Consider the following 17,541-nt stretch of genomic DNA (forward strand, 5'->3'; position numbering starts at 1 on the left):
CGGGACGTGACACGGGCAGTATGTGATGCAGGACACAGCCTGAATCGGCAGGCATCTGTGCTGCCCCCTGCTCCTTCGGCTGAGGCCCTTCAGGGCATGAGGAGCCGCTGGTAGGCGCCATGGATGTGGCCCGGCCCGCGTAGGCGACGCTCCCTGTACGGCTTGGAGATCAGGAGCAGCGAGTCGACCTCGACGGCGGCTTCACGGAGCACCTCGGGAACAGACCGGCGCGGTACAGGTCGGCTGAGGCGGCCGATGCCCCAGCTGGTGGTAGTCCCACAGCAGCCTGGTCACATACGCCGCGACCAGGTGTCCGCGAGGTGAGAGGGCGTCCCCTTTACCGGAGCGGGACAAGCGTGATGCCCCGCTGCTCCTTCGTGGGGCTGTGGGGCACCGCGTTGGTGTTCTGGGTCACGCGCGGCCGAGTGCGTCTCGCTGGACGGCCGTGACAAATGACGACCATGCGGAGGCCGTGAAGGTGAGCGCCGGGCCGTGGGGAGCCTTGCTGTCGCGGACGGGGACGGTGCCGGAGTTGGCGTAAGCCGGTGCCCACTCAACGCAAGTGTTGCCTCCGTTGCCGCTGTAGCTCGACTTGGCCCATTCCGTGTGGGAGGGGTCAGGAGTTGTGTTCATGGTGCAGCTCCCCGTGCTTGACCGCAGATACGAAGTTGGCCCAGCCGTCGGTCGTGAAGGTGAGGGCAGGGCCGTGGGGTTCCTTGCTGTCCCGGACGGGGACTGTCCCGGAATTGATGTAAGCCGGTGCCCACTCGACGCAGCCTCCACCGTTGCCGTTGCTGTGGCTCGACTTGACCCACTCCGTTTCGGAGGGGTCAGGAGTTCTGCTCACGGTGCAGCTCCCCGTGCTTGACCGCAGTCACGAACTCGGCCCAGCCGTCGGGCGTGAAGGCGAGTGCCGGGCCGTGGGGGCTTTTGCTGTCGCGGACGGGGACGGTGCCGGAGCTGATGTAAGTCGGTGCCCACTCAACGCAGTTGGCGCCTCCGTTGCCGCTGTAGCTCGACTTGACCCACTCCGCGCTGGAGAGGTCAGGAGTGGTGCTCATGTCGGTAGTGCCTCCATCACGGACCGGACGAACGCCGCCGAATCCTCCGGCGACAAGGCGCGTGCCCTTACCCGATTGTAGGCGCGCTGGCGTTCGATGACGCTGTCCAAGTTCTCCATGAGCGTGCCCGTCGAGATGCCCTCCTCGTAAGCCACGCGTTCGCCGTTGTCCAAGGTCATCAGCGCCAGCGTGCCACCTACCAGGGCATGTCCCCCCTGTTCGAATGGGAGAACCTGCACCACGGTTGTCCGCGTAAGTGTCAGCTCTGCAACGCGCGCCAACTGCGCACGCATGACGGCCGGGTCGCCGAAGCTGCGTCGGATCGCCGCCTCATCGATCACGGCTGAGTAATCCAGCAGCGTGTCGGAACGCAGCAGCCTTTGACGGCTCAGCCGAGCAGCGACGAGCTCCTCGATCCTGTCCTGCGACTGCCAGGGGTTGGCCTCCTTGAACTGGGCGCGTGCATAGTCCGCTGTCTGGATGAGCCCCGGCACAATCTGACCGCTGTATTCGTCCAGCACCTGCGCACGTGCTTCAAGCTCCATCCGACGCTGGAACTGATCCGGATGGATCTCCTTGCTCGCGAGCAGGAACAGCTCCTCGAAGATTCCGTCCGTGCCGAAGGCGGCGTCCAGCATCGGTGGCAGTGAAGGCGGCGGCATCACCTCCGCTGTCTCGATGCGGGACAGGTGGCTGCGGCTGATGTTCACCACGTCCGACAGGCCCTCAAGGCTCATGCCGGCCCGCTCGCGATGGGTGCGCATCTTGGCGCCGAAGAGGTGCCGGGCGCCTCGGTCGGGGGTCAGTTCTCGTGGTCGGGCTGGCATCGGGCGGCCTCCGTTCTCCCCGGGTGGGGCTGGGGAGATGAATTCCTCGCTCTCACCTGCAACCCAGGGCAACACTTGGAATACGCAAGGTAATTGATCCAGGCAAGGGAGCGCAGGTGAACGACTGGAGTGGTGTGGCCGAGGCGACGCCGGAGGAGGCCTACGGCGAGTTGAAGGACGCTCTCACGGCGGCAGGGGTGAAGTTGCCGTCGCTGTCGATCGAGGCCGTCTCATACGCCGGGTGGTGCACGCCCGCGCTGATCGAGTTGGGGCGCTGCAATGTGGCGACGGCCCGTGCGCTCGCCGCCGCGCTGCGGTCCGGGGCGGTGGGGGAGGGAGAGGGGTGAGCGGGGAGCTGGAGCGGCTGGAACGACGTCGCACCACGGCCGAGTTGAGCGAGCAGGCGGAGCGACTGGGCCGCCAGATCGACGAGCACCTGGAGGGTCTGGGCCGCCGCCCCCCTCCCCCGACCACCCCCGCAAAACGTCACCAGTCTGACCAGTGACGAAACCAAAAACACCCCCCCGCAGCACCACGATCGAGAGGAAGACAGCCATGGGCAGGCACAGTGACGGCAAAGGCGGCGAGGAAGGGGACCAGCAGCAGTCCCCTCGGGAGTCGGACGGGCAGTGGGAGCGGCCCATTCCCCCGGCCGATGACGACGAGAAGTGAAGCCGTGAACGACGACTCGGAGTACTCGGAGTACCAGGAACTCGTCGCGTTCCTGGGCGAGTCCGGTGCTCTCGGGGCGGGCTGGCGGGGTGCCTTTCTACGCACCCCGCGCAGTCTCTTCGTCCCGGAGCGGATCTGGATCGCGGCAGGCCCCAGCGGGTACCGGCAGGTCACCAAGCGGGACGACCCCGAAGCGTGGCGGGCGACCGTGAACGCGGACGCACCAGTCGTGACGCAGCTCGATGACGGGGAAGAGTCCGGTCCGGGCGTCGCGACAAGTTCGGTGAGCATGCCTTCGCTGGTCGGCCGGATGCTCGCGCACCTCGATGTGCGCGACGGGACCCGGTCCGTGCTGGAGATCGGCTCGGGCTGGACGACAGGGCTCCTGTGCTCGCGCGTCGGGGCGCGACGCGTCGTGTCCGTGGAGATCGACCCGCAGGTGGCGGAGCGTGCCCGTAAGGCGCTCGCGCTGGCCGGACATGCGCCCGTGCTCGTCGTCGGCGACGGAACGCGGGGGTTTCCCGAGCGGGCGCCGTACGACCGTGTGAGTTCCACAGCGGCGGTTCGCCGCGTGCCCCCTGCCTGGGTGGCGCAGACGAAACCAGGCGGAGTGATCGTCACGCCTTGGGGGACGCCCTTCTGCAACGCCGGGCTGCTGAAACTGCACGTGCGTGAAGGGGAGGAAGCCGAGGGGCGATTCGTGGACAGCGTGAGTTTCATGTGGGTACGGGGGCAGCGGCCAGGCGCCCCGTCGGATGCGCCGCCCAGCGGCGAGGCCCGTTACGGCCCGTCCGCCATGAACCCCGAATCGGTGCTCGAATCGGTGCACGCCGCGTTCGCCGTCGGGCTCCACCTCCCCACGGTGCGGTACCGCGTGGTGTGGGACGAGAGCGATCCGCGAACGACACGTCGGCTGGTGCTGTGGGACGGCGACGGCTCACGGGCCACCGTGTTCCTCCACGACTGGAAGGCCACCGACGCGGTGCGGCAGACCGGCCCCCGGAATGTGTGGGACGAGGCCACCGCGGCCCGCGCTTGGTGGGAGAGCGAGGGAGAGCCGGAGCTGACGCGCTTCGGTGTCACGGCGACGGCTGACACGCAGCACGTATGGCTGGATCAGCCCAGCCGTGTCGTCAGCACGTGGCGGGTCAGCTGAGGGGTTCCGGGGCGGGGCCCGGCTCGACGGGGGCGGGCGGGGCTTCGACTGCGGCTTCGGCTTCCTCGGGGGTGGGGACCCGGCGGCGTTCGGCCGGGGGGACGACGGGAGGGAGCGCGTCCAGGGGCTCTCCCAACAGCGCGTGGCGGACGACGCGTTCGGCGGCGTGGCCGTCGTCCCAGGGGCAGAAGCGGGCGCGGAAGGCGGCACGCAGGGCGCGGGCTTCGGGTCCGCGCCAGGTGCCGCTGCGGAAGACGGCCGTCAGCTCGTCCTCGGTGCGGGTGACGGGTCCCGGGGTCTCGCCGGGGCGGCCGGAGAGCAGGTCGAAGTAGACGCCCCGGGTGTCGCGGTAGCTCTCCCAGTCGGGTGCGTGGACGACCAGCGGCCGGTCGAGGTTGGCGTAGTCGAACATCAGGGACGAGTAGTCGGTGATCAGCGCGTCGGCGGCCAGGCACAGGTCTTCCACCGAGGGGTGGCGGGAGACATCCCGCACCAGTCCGCGTGCGTGCAGGTCGCGCAGTGCGCTGTCGCGTCCGTAGTAATAGTGAGTACGCACCAGCAGCACGTACTCCTCGCCGAGTCCGGCGCTGAGCCGTTCCAGGTCGAGGCGGGGGACGAAGCCCTTGCGGTAGTCGCGGGCCGTGGGCGCGTACAGCAGGGCGATCCGGCCGCGCGGGATGCCCAGCCGGGCGCGGACGGCGGTGATCTCCTCGGCGGTGGCGGTCGCGAACCGGTCGTTGCGCGGGTAACCGGCCGACAGGTCCGTGTAGCCGCAGGGGAAGACGCGGTCCCACACCTCGGCCGAGTGCGGGTTGGCGGTGACGCTCACATCCCACCGGCCCGCCCGGCGCAGCAGTTTGCCGAAGTCCATCTGGGCTGCGGCCGGGTAGGGCTGCTGGTCCAGGCCCATCGTTTTGAGCGGGGTGCCGTGGTGGGTCATCACATGCACTTGGCCCGGCCGCTTGACCAGGTGGTCGGGGAAGTTGACGTTGTTGACGAAGTACCGGGCGCGGGCGAGCATCCGCCAGTAGCGCCGGGAGCCGGGCACCACGTGGTCGGTGCCCGGCGGCAGCGCGGGGACGGCGTCCTTGCGCACCACCCAGACGCTGCGCACGTGCGGCGCCAACTCGCGCGCCTTGGCCTCGATCGCCTGCGGATTGCAGGCCACCCCCCGGTGCCAGTACGCGGAGTAGAGGGCCACGTCCGGGTAGAGCGGGAGCAGCCGCTGGAGGGTGTAGTAGAGACCGTGGAAGGCGCGGGCCACGTGGGGGCGGGCCGCGCGGACGGAGCGCCGGGCGAGTCCGGCGGCGCGGCGTACCGTCTCCCGCGCGGCGAACAGCGTGTAGGTGTTGTGGGCGAGCAGCCGGCAGTCGCGGGCCCGGCGGCGCGGCGGGGTGAAGCCGGGGGGTATGTGCTCGCGGTAGAGCCGGGCCGCCTGCCGGAAGAACGCGCGCCGGTCGGCGGGGCGCACCCGGTCCCGGCGCCGTATGCAGAAGATCAGGTGTGCCACCGCGCGTTCGAACAGCAGCGGGCGGTGTGCCGCCAGTTCGGGGCGGCGCTCCAGGAAGGCGAACAGGGAGGCGTACTGCGGGAAGATGTCGAAGTGCCGGCGCCCGGGGGAGCGGGTTATGGCGCCCTGGTGCCGCTGCCGGTAGTCGACGCAGACGCGCGGCAGACAGCCGATGGACTCGGCGCACACCAGTGCCTCGTTCGACAGCGGCGCGTCCTCGTAGAGCCCGGGTTCGAAGCGCAGCCCCTCGCGCAGGTAGAACTCGCGGCGGTACGCCTTGTTCCAGGCGACGTGGAAGAGGGTGAGCAGCTCGGGGTTCTCGGCCACGGTGAAGGTCTGGGTGCCGACGGCGGCCAGTTGTCCGCCGTAGGAGCTGACCTCGGTGTGCCCGTCCCAGTAGGAGCGCTGGTGGTCGAAGACCAGTACGTCCGGGTGGCCGCAGGCGGTCAGTTGCCGGTCGATCGCGTCGAGTGCGCCGGGCAGACAGCTGTCGTCGCTGTCGAGGAAGAGCAGGTAGTCGCCGTGCGCGTGCTCGACGCCGGTGTTGCGGGCGCGGCCCAGTCCCACGTTCTCGGGCAGGTGCAGCACTTGTACGCGCGGGTCACGCGCCCCGTATTCGTCGAGTATCGCGCCGCTGTGGTCGGGTGAGCGGTCGTCGACGGCTATGAGCTCGAAGTCGGTGAAGGACTGGCCGAGCACCGAGTCGAGGCACTCGCGCAGGTAGCCCTGGACCTTGAACACCGGTACGACGACGCTGAAGCGGGGCATGACCACCAGTCCTTCACTGCGAGGGGGGCGGGAGACGTGAGGGGCTCGGGGGTGCCGGACGGGCGGCCTGGTGCGGGCGCGGGCCGCCGCTCGGCGAGCGGGACGACGGGAGGGCACGAGGCCGCGACGACGGGACCGCCGCCGGAGGCGGGCGCCTCACCGAGGAAGACGTGCCGCACCACGCGCTCGGCCGCGTGGCCGTCGTCCCAGGGGCAGAACCGCTGCCGGAAGGCGGCCCGCAGGGCGCGGGCGTGCTCGGTGGCGTAGGCGCCGGTGGCGAGGATGTCGATCAGCTCGTCGTCGGCGCGTGCCACGGGCCCCGGCGCCATGGCCGTCACATCGAAGTAGGTGCCGCGCGCCTCGCGGTAGGTCTCCCAGTCGGGTGCGTGGACGACCAGGGGCCGGTCGAGGTTGGCGTAGTCGAACATCAGGGACGAGTAGTCGGTGACCAGCACGTCCGAGGCCAGGCACAGCTCCTCGACCGAGGGGTGGGCGGTCACATCGAGCAGCCCGCCGGGCGGCTCGCACGGCAGCCCCTCGTCGGCGAGGAAGTAGTGCGAGCGTACGAGGACGACGAAGGACGGTCCCAGCGCCGCCACCAGCCGTGCCAGGTCGAGGCGGGGCTGCCTGCCGGGCTGGTAGTCGCGGTGGGTGGGCGCGTACAGCACGGCCGTCACCCGGTCGGGGATGCCGAGTTCGGCGCGGACACGGGCGACGTCGGCGGCGGTCGCGGTGTGGAAGACGTCGTTGCGCGGGTGGCCGAACTCCAGCGTGGTGTACGGGGAGGGGTAGGCGCGCTCCCACACCAGGGTGGAGTGCGGGTTGCCGGAGAGGCTGTAGTCCCAGCGGTCGGTGTGCTCCAGCAGCCGTGCGAAGTCCATGCCGTCCGCGGCGGCCGGGTAGGCCAGCAGATCGAGCCCCATGTGCTTGAGCGGGGTGCCGTGGTGGGTCTGCAGGAGCGTCTGGCCGTGCCGTTTGCGGTAGCGGTGCGGGAGGTTGACGTTGCTGACCAGGAACCGGGCGCGGGCCAGCGCCGTCCAGTACGCCGCCGAGCCCGGCCGCAGATGCCGTACGCCGGGCGGCAGGGTGGGCGCGTACGCGGGGTCGCATATCCACGCCGTGCGGATGCCGGGGACCAGCTCGCGCGCCTTCGCCTCGATGGCCGCCGGGTTGCACGAGTAGCCGCGGCCCCAGTACGCGGAGAAGACGGCGAGGTCCGGATCGAGGGGGCGGCACCGCTGAAGGCGGTAGTACGCGTGCAGCGCCGCCTTGCGCAGCAGGGAGCGCACCGGGCGCAGCCGGGCGCCCATCGCGCGGCGCGCCCGCCCGGCGTGCGAGAGCAGCCGGAAGACGCGGTGCGTGCCGCACCGCACCAGCAGTCTGCGCAGCCGCCGGGCGGTCGTGTCGGGCGGCCCGGCCGCGCCGGGTGCGGGCCGGTGGCGGCGGCAGGAGTCCCGTGCACGGCGCATGAACTCCGCGCGGGACGAGCGGGGCAGCCGTGCGGGGCTGCTGTGGATGGTCGCGAAGTGGTCGGTCATCCGCTGGTGCAGGTGGGGGCGCCAGCGCTCCAGTTCGGGCCGGGCCGCCAGGAAGGCGAACAGCCTGTCGTACTGCTCGAAGACCTCGAAGTGGCCGCGCCCCGTCGTCGTCAGGATGCTGCCGCCGCGCCGCTGCCGGTAGTGCACGCACACGCGCGGCAGCGTGGCGAGGGTGCGCGCGGTGAGCAGCACGGGGAAGGACCAGGGGGTGTCCTCGTACCTGCCGGGCGGGAACGTCAGGTTCTCGCGGCGCAGGAAGTCGCGGCGGTAGGCCTTGGCCCAGGCGAAGGCGGGCAGCCGCAGCAGCTCGGGGCGGTCGGCGAGGGTGCCGACGGCGGGCCCGGTGCCGTCGGCAAGCAGGTCGGGGTGGGCCGCCGGGCCGAGGGAGCCGTCCCAGTAGGCGGGCGCGAAGTCGAACACCAGCACGTCAGGGTCGCTGGTCGCGGACAGCCGCTCGGCCAGCGCGCGCAGGGTGCCAGGGGCCATGGTGTCGTCGCTGTCGAGGTAGAGGACGTAGTCGCCGCGGGCGCGTGCGGTGCCGGTGTTGCGGGCCGGGCCCAGTCCGCCGTTCTGCGCCAGATGGATGACGGTCACCCGTGGGTCGGCGGCGGCGTAGGCGTCCAGGATCTCCCCGCAGGAGTCGGGGGAGTGGTCGTCGACGGCGATCAGCTCGAAGTCCCCGAAGCACTGGCCCAGTACGGAGTCGAGGCACTCGTGCAGATACGCCTGCACCCGGTGGACGGGCACGATCACGCTGAAACGGGGCATTTGCGAGTCCCGGGTTCGACGGTTGGCTCCGCCTCGATTTATCCCATATGGGGCGCAGCGCCACATCTTGGCGCCGCGCCCTCAGGGGCGCGGGGAACTGCGCGACAAGCCACACACAACCCGCAGCCCGCAAACAACGGGCAGGGGCACTCTCAACCCGGCAGTCGGCGAAAGAGGGCACGCGGCAGATGGCGCAGCACACTCATCACGGGCCCCAACGCCGCCGGCACCCACACCACCGGCGCCCGACGCCGCACCCCGTGCTCGATCGCCTCCGCGACAGCGCCCGGCGTCGTGGCCAGCGGCGCAGCCGCCCTGCCCGCCGTCATCCGGGTGTGCACAAACCCGGGCCGCACCACCAGCACCTGCACCCCGCTACCGCGCAGGGCCTCCCCCAGGCCCTGCGCAAACGCGTCCAGCCCCGCCTTGCTCGACCCGTAGATGAAGTTCGCCCGCCGGGCCCGCTCGCCCGCGACCGACGAGAGCACCACCAGCGAGCCGTGCCCCTGGGCGCGCAGCGCCTTGGCGCACACGAGCCCGGAAGAGACGGCGCCGGTGTAGTTCGTCCGGGTGACGCGCACGGCGGCCATCGGGTCCTGTTCGTCGGCGTGCTGCTCGCCCAGGACGCCGAAGGCGAGCAGGACGAGATCGATGTCGCCCTCGGCGAAGACCTTCTCCAGCACCTTCTCGTGCGTCTCGGGCGTGAGCGCGTCGAACGGGACCGTACGGACGGTGACCTCCGCGCCGTGTGCCGCCGCCTCGTCGCGCAGTCCGGCCGCCGCCGAGTCCAGCCGGGAGCCGGGGCGCCCCGCGAGCCAGACGGTGCGGGCGCGACGTGCCATGAAACGGCGCACGGTCGCCAGCGCGATCTCGGAGGTGCCGCCCAGCACGAGCAGCGACTGCGGGGAACCGAAGGCGTCCTTCATGGGTGCTCCTGACAGAGAAGGGTCACAGCGCCAGCCGCCGTGCCAGGTCCGAGGTGAAGACGCCGCGCGGGTCCAGCCGCGCGCGCAGCGCCCGGAAGTCGTCCAGCCGCGGGTACATCGCGGGCAGCAGCTCCGGCCGCATCCGCGCGTCCTTGGCCAGATACAGCCGCCCGCCCGCGACGGCGACCTCCTCGTCCAGCAGGTCGAGGAAGTCCGCGAGCCCCGGCAGCCCGGCCGGGATGTCCAGCGCCAGCGTCCAGCCCTCCGCGGGGAAGGAGAGCCAGCCCGGGTCCCCGGGGCCGAAGCGCTTGAGCACGGCGAGGAAGGAGGGGCAGGAGCGGCGCGAGATCAGCCGCACGATGCGGCGCAGCGCGTCGTCGTGCTGGTGTCCCACCACGCACTGCCACTGCACGAAGCCCGCGCTGCCGTAGACCCGGTTCCAGTGCGGCACCCCGTCCAGCGGGTGGAAGAACGAGGCGAGCCGCTGGAGTTCGCCCCTGCGGCGGCGCGGGGCCTTGTGGTACCAGAGCTTGTTGAACGCCGTGACCGTACTGCCGCGCAGCAGCCCGCCCGGGACGGTACGGGGCGGGGGCGGCAGCCGCCCCGGGCGGAAGGCCAGCGGGTCACGCCGGGCCGCGCGCGCCAGCCGACCGTCGGCCGACAGCGCCTCCAGGGGCGCGTGGTCGCCGCGCGTGAGCACCGCGCGCCCGGCCGCCGTACCGCGCGCCAGCAGGTCGATCCAGGCGACCGAGTAGCGGTAGTGGTCGTCGGTGGCGGTCAGCGTGGCAAGCAGCGAGTCCAGATCGGGCAGCCGTTCGGTGTCCACCGTCATCAGCGACGTCTCCACCGGCAGCAGCCGGATCGTGGCGCTCAGCACCAGCCCGGTCAGCCCCATACCGCCGGCTGTGGCGTCGAACAGCTCGCTGCCGGGCACCACCTCGCGCACCTGCCCGTCCGCCGTCAGCAGCTCCAGGGAGCGCACATGGCGGGTGAAGGACCCGGAGACATGGTGGTTCTTGCCGTGGATGTCAGCGCCGATCGCGCCGCCGACCGTCACATAGCGGGTCCCCGGCGTGACGGGGACGAACCAGCCCAGCGGCAGCAGCACCGTCATCAGCCGGTGCAGACTGACCCCCGCCTCACAGGTGACCGTCCCGGCCACCGCGTCGATCGACAGCACCCGGTCCAGACCGGTGGTCTCCACAACGGTGCCGCCCGCGTTCTGCGCCGCGTCCCCGTAGGCCCGTCCGAGGCCGCGCGCGATGCTTCCGCGCGCCCCGCACGCCAGTACGGCCTCGACCGCCTGCTGCCGGGTGCGCGGCCGCAGCACCCGGGCGCCGGTCGGTGCCGTCCCGCCCCAGCCGGTCAGCAGCCGGGCGGTCCGGTCGGGGGGCGCGGCCTGCGGTGCGGGCGCGTCGCGCCGGGTGTGCTGAGCGGGCATGAACGTGACGGTAAGGGCCGCGAGATGCAACGGAGGGTAAGCCGTGCCCGCGTGGTTCGTCCGTGTCGCTGAAAGGGTGAAAGGGCGGGTGTCGGATCGTATGTGGGCCGGTGGCGGCACGGGGCGCGGCAGAGTCGGACCGTGGCAGCGAGAACGGCCCGACGATGGGGGCAGTGGGAACGGCGGCTGTTGTGCGCCTTGGGCGACTGCGCGGCGGACGCCCGGGTGGCCGGTGCGGCACGCGCCCTGTCGTGGAGCGGAGAGCACGCCGCCGTCTGGCTCCTGGTCGGACTCACCGGCGCCGCCACCGACCGTACGCAGCGGGAGCGCTGGCTCAAGGGCACCGCGCTCGTGGGCGCCGCGCACCTGGCCAGCATGGGGCTCAAGCGGGTCGTGCGCCGCCCGCGCCCCAGCCTGGCCGGCCGCGCCCCGCTGGTACGGACGGCGGGCGCACACTCCTTCCCCAGCTCGCACGCCGCCTCCGCGAGCGCGGCGGCACTGGTACTGGGCGGCCTGCGGCCGGGCTCGTCGGCCGGGCTGCGGCCTGGTTCTCCGGGAGGACTGCCGCTGGGGACGCCGCTGGCCGCGCTGGCCGGGCTGATGTGCGTCTCGCGGCTGGTCGTCGGCGTCCACTACCCCTCGGACGTGCTGGCGGGTGCGGCGCTGGGCGCGCTGACCGCCCGGCTGGGCACCCGCGACACAGGAAAGAGGGGGCGGCCGGATGGCTGACCGCTCCACGCTGACCGGCTCGCCCATGGCGCCGTCGCCGGGACGGGATGCCGAGTCGAGTGGCGCCGCGTCCGCCACTGCCGCGGCGACGGCGCCCCTGCGCCCGCACGGGTTCGCCGGCACCCTTGCCGGCGGGCTGCTGCTGACCGTGCGGCCCCGGCAGTGGGTCAAGAACCTGCTCGTCGTCGCGGCCCCGGCGGCGGCCGGACAGCTCGCCGCCGTGCACACGGTGCTCGAACTCGCCCTCGTCTTCGCCCTGTTCACCGCAGCGGCGTCGGCCGTCTACCTGCTCAACGACGCACGCGACGCGGAGGCCGACCGGGCGCACCCCGACAAGTGCCGGCGCCCGGTCGCCGCCGGGACCGTCCCCGTGCCACTCGCCTACGCCCTCGGCGCGCTGCTCGCCCCGGCCTCCGCGGTGGCGGCCGCACTGCTGTGCAACACCGCGACCGCGGCCGTGCTGACGGGCTATGTGGTGATGCAGATCGCCTACTGTCTGCGGCTCAAGCGGGTGCTGGTGGTCGACCTGGCCGTGGTGACCGCCGGGTTCGTGATGCGGGCGATGTCCGGAGGGCTGGCGCTGGACATCCCGCTCTCCCGCTGGTTCCTGATCACGGCCGGGTTCGGCGCGCTGTTCATGGTGGCGGGCAAGCGCTACTCGGAGGCGCTGCTGATGGGGGAGGGCGAGGGCGGCACCCGGGCACTGCTGCGCGAGTACACCGTCGGCTACCTGCGGTTCGTCTGGCAGCTCGCGGCGGGGGTGGCAGTACTCGCGTACTGCCTTTGGGCGCTGGGGACCGACGCCGGTGCGGGGGTTTCTCTCTGCCGGCAGCTGTCGATGGTCCCGCTGATCTGCGCGGTGCTGCGGTACGCGGTCTTTATTGATCGGGGAACGGCTGGGAGCCCCGAGGACGTATTGCTACGGGACCGCCCTTTGGCCGTCACAGCTGGGTGCTGGGGCCTGCTGTACGGCCTGTCTGTCATGGGGTTGTAGGGCATGCTCCGGCGAGGGGGTGCCCCTGTCCGTTGTTCGCGGACTGCGGGCGCGTCGTGGCCGGTCGCGCAGTTCCCCGCGCCCCTGAAGGGGCACCCTCTTGCGCTTGGGAGGTCTGCGCCAGAGGCGCAGGGCTGGCAAGCGCAGTCCCCATGCGGGGTACGCGATGAGTAAGCCGCGCGCATTGGGGGCCGAATTCGCGGGGTTCGCCGCAGTCGGGGTGTTCGCCTTCGCCGCCGACCTCGGCACGTTCCTTTACCTCCGCGGCCCCGCCGCAATGGAACCGATGTTCGCGAAGGCCCTCTCCTTCCTCGCCGGTGTCGCCGTCGCGTACACCGGCAACGCCCTGGGCCCCTACCGCCTGCGGGCCCGCAGAGTGGCCACCGGATGGCGCCGCTTCGGCGTCTTCGCGCTGGTCAACGCCGCGGGCGGCGCCGTACAGCTGGGCTGCCTCGGCGTGTCCAGACACCTGCTGGGGCTCACCTCCACCCTGGCCGACGTGGTCTCCGGGGCAGGGATCGGCCTCGTCCTGGGCACCGCCGTCCGCTTCTGGGGTACGCGCACACTGGTGTTCGCCCATGAGACCGCCCCCGCCCCAGCGGGACGGGGGCAGCCACAGCCACAGCCACAGCCACATCCGCAGCCGCAGGCGGACGGCGAGGTCACTTGACCGAACCCGCCATCACTCCGGAGACGAACTGCTTCTGGAAGGCGAAGAAGACCGCCAGCGGCACCAGCATCGAGATGAAGGCGCCGGGCGCCAGCACGTCGATGTTGTTGCCGAACTGCCGCATCTGCTGCTGGAGCGCCACCGTGATCGGCGGGTTCGTCGAGTCGGCGAAGATCAGCGCGACCAGCATGTCGTTCCACACCCACAGGAACTGGAAGATGCCCAGCGAGGCGATGGCGGGCCCGCCCAGCGGCAGCACCACCCGGGTGAACAGCCGGATCTCACCGGCGCCGTCCAGCCGTGCGGCCTCCAGCAGTTCGCGGGGGATCTCCGCGAAGAAGTTGCGCAGCAGGAAGATGGCGAACGGCAGGCCGAACGCCGTGTGGAAGAGGACCACGCCTGCTGTTGTCTCGAAGATGCCCAGGGTGTTGAACAGCTTGGCGACGGGCACCAGCGCCACCTGCACCGGCACCACCAGCAGCCCCACGACCACCAGGAACCACCAGTCGCGGCCGGGGAACTCCATCCACGCGAACGCGTACCCGGCCAGCGCGCCGATCACCACCACCAGCACCGTGGCCGGAACGGTGATCAGCACGGTGGTCCACAGCGAGCTCATCACCTGGTCGTTGGCGAACAGCGCGTCGTAGTTCGCCGTGGTCAGCTGGTCCTTGTTGAGAATCCAGGGGAAGCTGCCGTTCAGGTCGAAGATGTTCCACCAGCCGGATATGGAGACATCCGCCGGGTCGCGCAGCGACGAACTGAGCAGACCGGCCGTCGGCATCAGCCAGAACAGCCCGATGACGACGAGGGCGAAGCGCACTGCCCAGTGGCCGGTGAAGGCGGCCACCCGCGCGGCGGCCGAGGTCTTGGGGGCGGCGGTTTCCGGTGCCGGAGCCGCCGGCTGAGAGGACGCGCCCGTGGCGGTCAGCGTGGTCATCGGCGGGACTCCCTGCGCAGACGGCGGATGTTGAGGATCATGACCGGCACGACGAGCAGCAGCAGGACCACCGCGATCGCGCTGCCCGCGCCCTGGTCGGGGCTGCCACCGAAGGACTTGAGATACAGCTGGAGCGCGAGGACGTTGGCCTCCCGCTGGCTGGCCCCTGGCGCGATGACGTAGACGAGATCGAAGATCTTGAGGACGTTGATCATCAGGGTGACGGTGACGACGCCGAGCACCGGCGCCAGCAGCGGCACCGTGACCTTGCGGAAGACCTTCCACTCGTTGCAGCCGTCCACCCGGGCCTGCTCCAGCAGTTCACGGGGGACTCCGGCCAGGCCGGCCGCGATCAGCACCATCGCGAAGCCCGCCCACATCCACACGTACGAGCCGATGATGGCCGGGGTGACGAGGGTGGGGCCGAGCCAGTCGACGCCGTTGTAGGGCGCCGCGAAGTTGGAGGCGGGCATCCGCAGCTTGGCGCCGTCGGCGGCGGCCGGGAGGGTGAAGGTGCCGTCCTCGCCCGTGGTGGCCTCGGCGACCTTGCGGCCGTCCTTGACCGCCTCCACCTTGATCCCGGCGAGCGCCTTCTCCTGCTGGTCGATGACGCCGTGCTCGCTGCGCCCGCCCTTGACGAAGTCCAGCCATACGGTGCCGGTGACCTTGCCGCCCTCGGCCTTCGCGGGCTTCTTGGCGGGTGCCGCGCCGCTCGCCTCCTTGGGCGGGATGCCCACCAGCGGGAGGTGGGCCGGGCTGGAGGCGTCCACGGTCTGCTCGGTGGTGTAGGCGCCGTGGGAGATGGACAGCGGCGCGTCGGTGCGCGGCCGCGCGTCCGGCCAGGGCGAGGTCTCGGCGAACGTGTCGTGGACGGTGGTCCACATCGCGTTGGCCACGCCGCGGTCCGGGTCCTGCTCGTAGACGAGCCGGAAGATGATGCCCGAGGCCAGCATGGAGATGGCCATCGGCATGAAGACCAGCAGCTTGAACGCCGTTCCCCAGCGCACCTTCTCGGTCAGTACGGCGAAGATGAGGCCGAGCGCCGTGCAGACGGCGGGCGCCACGACGACCCAGACGAGGTTGTTGCGGAAGGCGATCAGTGTGTTGTCGTCGGTGAACAGCTCCGTGAAGTTGTCCAGCCCGACGAAGCTGGAGCCGTCGGCGTTCATGAAGCTGCGGAAGATCGAGAACGCGATCGGGTAGACGACCAGCGCGCCCAGCACCACCAGGGCGGGAAGCAGGAACAGCGCGGCGATCCAGGGGCGGCGGCGCAGCGCCGAGGCCCCCTTGCCGAGCGCCGTCCCGGCGCCGGTGCGTTCGGCCGAGGTCTGCTCGGCGGGTGTCTCGGACGGCGCCGCTTCGGCGGCGGCCGTGGCTGTGCTCGCGGTCGTGGCTGTGCTCGCGGTCGTCGGCGCGGTCGCGGTCGCGCCCTCTGTCGTGCTGGAGCTGGTGCCGGCAGCGGCTCCGGCGACCGGCGCGTCGGGTGCGCCGGCGTCGTCCGGTATGCCTCCGGTCGCGCCGCTTCCTGGCTGGCTCGGGGTCGGCATGACGGTGGTCTCCCCTGTCTGGTCCGTCAGTGAGGCGTGGAGGTGGCGAGAGCCGTACGGGACATGCGGGTCACGTGGGGCACGCGCGTCGTACGGGTCGCGGCTGTCGTACGGGTCGCGGCGGATGTGGTCACGGCGCGGTTCACTTCTCGTACGCCTTGGCGGCGGCCTTCTCCAGCGCCCGCTGAGTGCCCTCGATGTCCTCGGGGTTCTTCAGGAAGTCCTGGAGGGCTTTCCACTCGCCCTCGCCCTTGGTGCCGCCGAACGCGGCGGGTGCCTGGTCGGACATGTCGAAGCGGAAGTCGTTCCCGGCGCCGACCAGCGCCTTGGCGATCTCGCGCTGCGGCTGGTTCGGGTAGGCGGACAGGTCCAGCTCCTTGTTGGGGGAGACATAGCCGCCCTCGGCCGCCCAGATCCCGGCCGCGTCCTCGGAGGCGAGGAAGGTGGCCAGCGCCTGTGCGCCCTTGCTGTTCTTCAGCACCGCCGCCGCGTCGCCCGCGGTGACCACCGGGGGCTTTGCGCCCACCTTCGGGAACGGATAGACCTGCGCGTCCTTGCCGATCCGGGCCTTGGTGTCGCCCTCGATGTTGACGCCGACGAAGTCGGCCTCGAAGACGAGCGCCGCCTGCGGCGAGGCGAGGTTGCCGAAGGTCTGCGTCACCGACTTGGGAAAGTCCGTCTGCAGCGCGCCCTGGTTGCCGCCTGCCAGCAGGTGGCCCTTCCCCCAGAGCTCCTGGAGGGTCTTCAGCGCCTTGGTGACCGAAGGGTCCGTCCACTTGATCTTGTGCTCGGCGAGTTGGTCGTACTTCTCGGGACCGGCCTGGGAGAGGTAGACGTTCTCGAACCAGTCGGTGAGCGTCCAGCCGTCGGCCCCGCCGACCGACACCGGGTCGACCCCCGAGTCGGAGAGCGTCTCCGCGTCCTTGACGAAGGACTTCCAGTCCTCGGCCTCCTTGACGCCCGCGTCCTCGAACGCCTGGGTGTTGTACCAGATCAGGGACTTGTTGGCGGCCTTGTAGTAGATGCCGTACTGCTTGCCCTCGTAACTGCCCAGTTCGCGCCAGCCCTTGGCGAAGTTCTTCCTGGACTCGGCCAGCGCCTGCTTGCCCAGCGGCTTGAGCCAGCCCTTCTTGGCGAACTCCCGCAACACACCGACCTGCGGCAGCATCGCCACGTCCGGCGGCGAGCCGCCCTCGATCTTGGAGCCTATGTAGGTGGCCACGTTGTCGCCGGTGGGCACGAACTCGACCTTGGCGCCGGTTCGTTTCTCGAACTCGTCGAGGACCTTGCGGAAGTTCTTCTGCTCGTCGCCCGTCCACACCGCGGCGACCTGGAGCTTCTCCCCCTTGAGCTGGGGGAGTTCCACGGTCGGCCGGTGTGCGGCCGCCCACTCGCTCCCCTCGTCCTCGGCGGCGCATCCCGCGGCGGTGAGCGTCAGGGCGGCTGCGGAGGCGAGCGCGAGAGCCGTGCGCGGAGCACGCGAGTTTCGCATGGTTGAGTGCCGTCCCTTTCCCCGTGTGCTCCCGTTTCATCGGATGAACGGGAGATGAGCAGACGCGGCTGCCCAGGGGCGGCACCGCGTCGTACCTTCTCGTGCGGAAGTTTGTACGCCCGGACGAGGCCTGCTGGCAACAGTGTCCGGCCCGCCGTCGGCATCTTGATCAGTCCGTGATCCGACGCGCGGCCCATATGTGCCCTCAACTGCGAACTCCTGGGCATAGAGGGGGAGTTGGTGCTATCGGTGCAGGGCTCTCGAAGCGCGGCGCACGAGCCGTGCGGGGTGGCGCAGGACAGGTTCGCGAGCCCCTTTCGAGGGGTGCGCGAGCCGCCCACGAGGGTGCGCGGAACCTTCACGGGACGGTCACTCGCGCCCCGCACGGAACGGACGATTCACCACGTCCGGGACTCCAGTGGGCCGGCATCCTGCGTACAACTTATGAAGACAGTGCGCCCCGTCAGGGGCGCGGGGAACTGCGCGAGTGACCACCGAACCC

General features: G+C 71.2%; 18 protein-coding genes. 6 read left to right on the top strand and 12 right to left on the bottom strand.

Annotation, left to right across the window (positions count from 1 at the left end):
* Positions 1-89: 89 nt before the first annotated feature.
* The 5 genes from HC362_RS34930 to HC362_RS20565 form a co-directional block, all read right to left on the bottom strand.
* Positions 90-212 (bottom strand): hypothetical protein, encoded by a 123-nt coding sequence (locus HC362_RS34930; RefSeq protein WP_267877966.1) that lies wholly within the window; start codon positions 210-212, stop codon positions 90-92.
* Between the two features lie 199 nt (positions 213-411).
* Positions 412-633, bottom strand: coding sequence for a DUF397 domain-containing protein (locus tag HC362_RS20550; RefSeq protein WP_243085489.1), 222 nt, complete (start codon positions 631-633; stop codon positions 412-414).
* A complete protein-coding gene (locus tag HC362_RS20555) occupies positions 617-847 on the bottom strand; it encodes a DUF397 domain-containing protein (protein WP_243085490.1) in 231 nt (76 codons plus the stop codon). The genes HC362_RS20550 and HC362_RS20555 overlap by 17 nt, the downstream gene beginning before the upstream one ends.
* On the bottom strand, positions 831-1,061 hold the full coding sequence (locus tag HC362_RS20560; RefSeq protein ID WP_209263541.1) for a DUF397 domain-containing protein: 231 nt from the start codon (positions 1,059-1,061) through the stop codon (positions 831-833). Before HC362_RS20560 ends, HC362_RS20555 begins: the two co-directional genes overlap by 17 nt.
* Positions 1,058-1,888: a helix-turn-helix transcriptional regulator gene (locus HC362_RS20565; protein ID WP_243085491.1), complete on the bottom strand. Its 831-nt coding sequence runs from the start codon at positions 1,886-1,888 to the stop codon at positions 1,058-1,060. The genes HC362_RS20560 and HC362_RS20565 overlap by 4 nt, the downstream gene beginning before the upstream one ends.
* A gap of 116 nt (positions 1,889-2,004) precedes the next feature.
* Here HC362_RS20565 and HC362_RS20570 point away from each other — a divergent pair, with 116 nt between their 5' ends.
* The 3 genes from HC362_RS20570 (at position 2,005) to HC362_RS20580 (ending at position 3,716) form a co-directional block, all read left to right on the top strand.
* Positions 2,005-2,235 carry a hypothetical protein gene (locus HC362_RS20570; RefSeq protein WP_243085492.1) on the top strand — a complete coding sequence of 77 codons (231 nt, stop codon included), beginning with the start codon at positions 2,005-2,007 and terminating at the stop codon, positions 2,233-2,235.
* Complete coding sequence (locus HC362_RS20575) at positions 2,232-2,393, top strand: hypothetical protein (RefSeq protein ID WP_243085493.1); 162 nt, start codon at positions 2,232-2,234, stop codon at positions 2,391-2,393. Before HC362_RS20570 ends, HC362_RS20575 begins: the two co-directional genes overlap by 4 nt.
* Before the next feature lie 171 nt (positions 2,394-2,564).
* Positions 2,565-3,716, top strand: coding sequence for a protein-L-isoaspartate(D-aspartate) O-methyltransferase (locus HC362_RS20580; protein ID WP_243085494.1), 1,152 nt, complete (start codon positions 2,565-2,567; stop codon positions 3,714-3,716).
* Here the strand turns inward: HC362_RS20580 and HC362_RS20585 are convergent.
* From HC362_RS20585 to HC362_RS20600, 4 genes are all read right to left on the bottom strand, one after another.
* Positions 3,709-5,994: a bifunctional glycosyltransferase family 2 protein/CDP-glycerol:glycerophosphate glycerophosphotransferase gene (locus HC362_RS20585; RefSeq protein ID WP_243085495.1), complete on the bottom strand. Its 2,286-nt coding sequence runs from the start codon at positions 5,992-5,994 to the stop codon at positions 3,709-3,711. The two genes, HC362_RS20580 and HC362_RS20585, sit on opposite strands and share 8 nt — an antisense overlap.
* Positions 5,889-8,300 (bottom strand): bifunctional glycosyltransferase family 2 protein/CDP-glycerol:glycerophosphate glycerophosphotransferase, encoded by a 2,412-nt coding sequence (locus tag HC362_RS20590; protein ID WP_243085496.1) that lies wholly within the window; start codon positions 8,298-8,300, stop codon positions 5,889-5,891. Before HC362_RS20590 ends, HC362_RS20585 begins: the two co-directional genes overlap by 106 nt.
* A gap of 152 nt (positions 8,301-8,452) precedes the next feature.
* Positions 8,453-9,226: a decaprenylphospho-beta-D-erythro-pentofuranosid-2-ulose 2-reductase gene (locus HC362_RS20595; protein WP_243085497.1), complete on the bottom strand. Its 774-nt coding sequence runs from the start codon at positions 9,224-9,226 to the stop codon at positions 8,453-8,455.
* Positions 9,227-9,248: 22 nt separating this feature from the next.
* Entirely contained in the window at positions 9,249-10,667 is a 1,419-nt protein-coding gene (locus tag HC362_RS20600) for an FAD-binding oxidoreductase (RefSeq protein ID WP_243085498.1), read from the bottom strand.
* A gap of 189 nt (positions 10,668-10,856) precedes the next feature.
* Here HC362_RS20600 and HC362_RS20605 point away from each other — a divergent pair, with 189 nt between their 5' ends.
* From HC362_RS20605 to HC362_RS20615, 3 genes are all read left to right on the top strand, one after another.
* Positions 10,857-11,396: a phosphatase PAP2 family protein gene (locus tag HC362_RS20605; RefSeq protein ID WP_243088730.1), complete on the top strand. Its 540-nt coding sequence runs from the start codon at positions 10,857-10,859 to the stop codon at positions 11,394-11,396.
* Positions 11,389-12,390 (top strand): decaprenyl-phosphate phosphoribosyltransferase, encoded by a 1,002-nt coding sequence (locus tag HC362_RS20610; protein ID WP_243085499.1) that lies wholly within the window; start codon positions 11,389-11,391, stop codon positions 12,388-12,390. Before HC362_RS20605 ends, HC362_RS20610 begins: the two co-directional genes overlap by 8 nt.
* A 166-nt stretch (positions 12,391-12,556) precedes the next feature.
* Positions 12,557-13,060: a GtrA family protein gene (locus tag HC362_RS20615; protein ID WP_243085500.1), complete on the top strand. Its 504-nt coding sequence runs from the start codon at positions 12,557-12,559 to the stop codon at positions 13,058-13,060.
* On the opposite strand, the gene HC362_RS20620 is transcribed toward HC362_RS20615, so the two are convergent.
* The 3 genes from HC362_RS20620 to HC362_RS20630 form a co-directional block, all read right to left on the bottom strand.
* Positions 13,053-14,000 (bottom strand): carbohydrate ABC transporter permease, encoded by a 948-nt coding sequence (locus tag HC362_RS20620; RefSeq protein WP_209263551.1) that lies wholly within the window; start codon positions 13,998-14,000, stop codon positions 13,053-13,055. The genes HC362_RS20615 and HC362_RS20620 overlap by 8 nt on opposite strands.
* Positions 13,997-15,547, bottom strand: coding sequence for a sugar ABC transporter permease (locus tag HC362_RS20625; protein ID WP_243085501.1), 1,551 nt, complete (start codon positions 15,545-15,547; stop codon positions 13,997-13,999). The genes HC362_RS20620 and HC362_RS20625 overlap by 4 nt, the downstream gene beginning before the upstream one ends.
* A gap of 142 nt (positions 15,548-15,689) precedes the next feature.
* On the bottom strand, positions 15,690-17,039 hold the full coding sequence (locus tag HC362_RS20630; protein ID WP_243085502.1) for an ABC transporter substrate-binding protein: 1,350 nt from the start codon (positions 17,037-17,039) through the stop codon (positions 15,690-15,692).
* Positions 17,040-17,541 lie beyond the last annotated feature (502 nt).

This window comes from Streptomyces sp. 891-h (assembly GCF_022760275.1).
In the GTDB taxonomy this organism is placed as follows: domain Bacteria; phylum Actinomycetota; class Actinomycetes; order Streptomycetales; family Streptomycetaceae; genus Streptomyces; species Streptomyces spirodelae.

Bases quoted from the DNA above. Each gene is read 5' to 3' on its own strand.
- HC362_RS20610 (WP_243085499.1), top strand. From the start codon at position 11,389: ATGGCTGACCGCTCCACGCTGACCGGCTCGCCCATGGCGCCGTCGCCG.
- HC362_RS20565 (WP_243085491.1), bottom strand. From the start codon at position 1,888: ATGCCAGCCCGACCACGAGAACTGACCCCCGACCGAGGCGCCCGGCAC.
- HC362_RS20550 (WP_243085489.1), bottom strand. From the start codon at position 633: ATGAACACAACTCCTGACCCCTCCCACACGGAATGGGCCAAGTCGAGC.
- HC362_RS20615 (WP_243085500.1), top strand. From the start codon at position 12,557: ATGAGTAAGCCGCGCGCATTGGGGGCCGAATTCGCGGGGTTCGCCGCA.
- HC362_RS20595 (WP_243085497.1), bottom strand. From the start codon at position 9,226: ATGAAGGACGCCTTCGGTTCCCCGCAGTCGCTGCTCGTGCTGGGCGGC.
- HC362_RS20600 (WP_243085498.1), bottom strand. From the start codon at position 10,667: ATGCCCGCTCAGCACACCCGGCGCGACGCGCCCGCACCGCAGGCCGCG.
- HC362_RS20585 (WP_243085495.1), bottom strand. From the start codon at position 5,994: ATGCCCCGCTTCAGCGTCGTCGTACCGGTGTTCAAGGTCCAGGGCTAC.
- HC362_RS20560 (WP_209263541.1), bottom strand. From the start codon at position 1,061: ATGAGCACCACTCCTGACCTCTCCAGCGCGGAGTGGGTCAAGTCGAGC.
- HC362_RS20620 (WP_209263551.1), bottom strand. From the start codon at position 14,000: ATGACCACGCTGACCGCCACGGGCGCGTCCTCTCAGCCGGCGGCTCCG.
- HC362_RS20625 (WP_243085501.1), bottom strand. From the start codon at position 15,547: ATGCCGACCCCGAGCCAGCCAGGAAGCGGCGCGACCGGAGGCATACCG.
- HC362_RS20630 (WP_243085502.1), bottom strand. From the start codon at position 17,039: ATGCGAAACTCGCGTGCTCCGCGCACGGCTCTCGCGCTCGCCTCCGCA.
- HC362_RS20590 (WP_243085496.1), bottom strand. From the start codon at position 8,300: ATGCCCCGTTTCAGCGTGATCGTGCCCGTCCACCGGGTGCAGGCGTAT.